Here is a 2,675-nt window from a genome sequence, read left to right on the forward strand (position 1 = left end):
TTAAAAATAATGGGGGAAATCAACCTAAAAAGGGAGATCTATTAATTTCGGAGCCATTTCTTCCAGATCCGAATTTTAAAAGGACCGTTATTCTACTTTGTGCTAATAGCAAGGAAGGGTCTTTTGGCTTAGTCCTTAATCAAAGTTCCACTCTTTTTCTTAATGATGTGGTAGAAGAGATTGATGATTTTCGGGAGCCCTTATTTATTGGTGGTCCGGTAGAACAAAATACCTTACATTATATCCATCGGGGTGATAACCCCTTGGAAGGGTCGGAAAAATTGAGTGATGGATTGTTCTGGGGAGGGAGTTTTGATCGTCTTTTGGAATTAATTAATGTAAAAGAAATACGGCCCCAAGATTTTAAGTTTTTTGTGGGGTACGCAGGCTGGGGTGCGGGACAATTGGAATCTGAAGTGAAGGAAGGGTCCTGGTTTGTTAGTAAATCTGCCACTCCTGACCAAGTTTTTGATACCAATCCTGATGATTTGTGGCGGGATGTCCTTCGTGAAATGGGAGGCAAGTATAAGATGTATTCCAATTATCCTATAGATCCAAGAATGAATTAAAATAGCTTTCTGAAGTATGAAATCCTTTTTAAAGTTAAAGGTATAGGGGGAATTCTTTATCTTTGATAATTTATTTTTCTACTTGAAAATATTCTATTAAGAAAAATTAAGTAATAGAACTCATTGCTTAAATAATATTCTAATTTATTCCCATTCATTAAAATTTTATCAATATTGCTAAAATGATTCTGGTAAATCATTTATTTGAAATTTTTCCAATTAAACTTTGATCATTATTCGTTTTTAATAATGAAAAGTTTATGCGATGTCTAATATTTTGTTAGTTTTGCCTGATATTGAATTCAATTATTGTTAGAAAAAGGGAAGATAATGGACAAAGAAAGAGCAGGATTTCCTGAAGAAATAAAAAATGAAGCTTCAGAAACTCCACAAGAGTTAAATGAAGATGAAATGAAAGCTGATATTGGTGAGGATTCATCTGATCAAAACGCTGAAGAGGAAATTAGCCATGTCGATTATGCTACTTTATCAAAAGAAGAGTTGGTAAGGGAAGTTGAAAAGCTTGTCAATGAAAATAATATAAAAAAGCTAGAGAAAGCTTTAAATGACATAAAACCTGTATTTGATAAAATTCGAAATCAGGAGAAAGAAGATGCCCTGAAAAGATTTTTGGAAGACGGAGGAGAGGTTGATGATTTCGAATTTCGGGAAGATGAGTTGGTAAGAAGTTTTAATAAGCATTATAAAGCGCTTCGGGAGAAAAGATCCAAATTTTATGCGGATCAGGAACGAAGTCGTCAGGATAATTTAAAGGCCAAAAATGTTCTTTTAGCTCGCCTTAGGGAATTAGTAGATGGAGAAGAAAGCCATTCAAGTATTAATGCCTTGAAGGAAATGCAGGAGCAATGGAAAACCATTGGAGCTGTTCCACCGGCCTATGTTAGAGAGCTATGGGCAAATTATAATGCCTTGATTGATCGCTTCTATAATAAAAGAGGAATTTATTTTGAGTTGAAGGAGTTGGATCGCAAGAAAAATTTGGATGCTAAAATAGTCTTGTGTGAAAAAGCTGAAAAATTGGATGCCCAAGAGAATATTACCCTGGCAGTTAAGGAACTGAATGAGCTACATGAAGAATTCAAGCATATAGGTCCTGTTCCTAGGGATGATCAGGAAGAATTATGGCAAAGATTTAAGTCCGCTTCGGATAAGATATATGCTAAAAGAAAGCACTTTCTGGAGGATTTAAAAAAAGAGCTTGAAGCTAATTTGGTTCTTAAAGAAAAGCTGGGAGAAGAAGTCCAGGATTTCCTTGGTTTCGATTCAGATCGTATTAATGAATGGAACAAGAAAACACACGAGCTCTTAGAAACTCAAAAGAAATGGGAGGCCATTGGTGGTATTCCTAAAGACCGGGCCAAGGAGGTTAATAAAAAGTTTTGGGGAACGATAAAGACTTTCTTTCATAATAAAAGTGCCTTCTTTAAACGCCTGGAAGCAACAAGGCATCAGAACCTGCAACTGAAGGAAGAATTGGTGAACAAAGCAATAGAACTGCAGGATAGTTCTGAATGGGATAAGGTTTCCAATGCTTTAAAGGGCCTTCAAAGACAATGGAAGGAGATAGGACCTGTACCTGAAAAGAATCGGGATGAGGTTTATGCCCGTTTTAAAGCGGCTTGTGATCACTTCTTTAATCGAATGCGAGAGAAGAACAATGAAGCAGAACAACAGTATGCGGACAACTTGAGGGAGAAAGAACAGATTTGTGATGCAATGGAGCAGAAGGCAAATGATCAAAAAGCGACAACAGAGGAGCTTGAGGAGTTGGCAGAAGCTTTCCAAAGTATTGGATTTGTCCCAAGAGAAAATATACGTTCTATTCAGGATCGTTTTAGGAACGCTTTAGGGAGTTACATAGCTGCGATTGAAGGGTTGAATGAGGATGAAAGGGATCTATTGAAAGTAAAAGTCGAATTTGGGGCTATGAAGGATGATCCTGCTTCCCGAAGAAAACTTCAAAATATGGAACAAGGTATCCGTAAAAAGATTACAAGTGTAGAAAATGATATTACACTTTGGAGAAACAACCTGGAGTTTTTTGCCGCATCGCGAACTGCCGATAAACTTAGAGAAGAATTTGAA

General features: G+C 36.6%; 2 protein-coding genes. Both read left to right on the plus strand.

Going from position 1 to position 2,675, the window contains the following annotated elements:
• On the plus strand, positions 1-569 hold a 569-nt coding region (locus E1171_RS03220), incomplete at its 5' end, for a YqgE/AlgH family protein (RefSeq protein ID WP_155204022.1).
• 330 nt (positions 570-899) lie between these two features.
• The coding region (locus tag E1171_RS03225; RefSeq protein WP_155204024.1) for a DUF349 domain-containing protein at positions 900-2,675 on the plus strand (1,776 nt) is incomplete at its 3' end.

It is taken from the genome of Xanthovirga aplysinae, from assembly GCF_009711365.1.
GTDB lineage: Bacteria > Bacteroidota > Bacteroidia > Cytophagales > Cyclobacteriaceae > Xanthovirga > Xanthovirga aplysinae.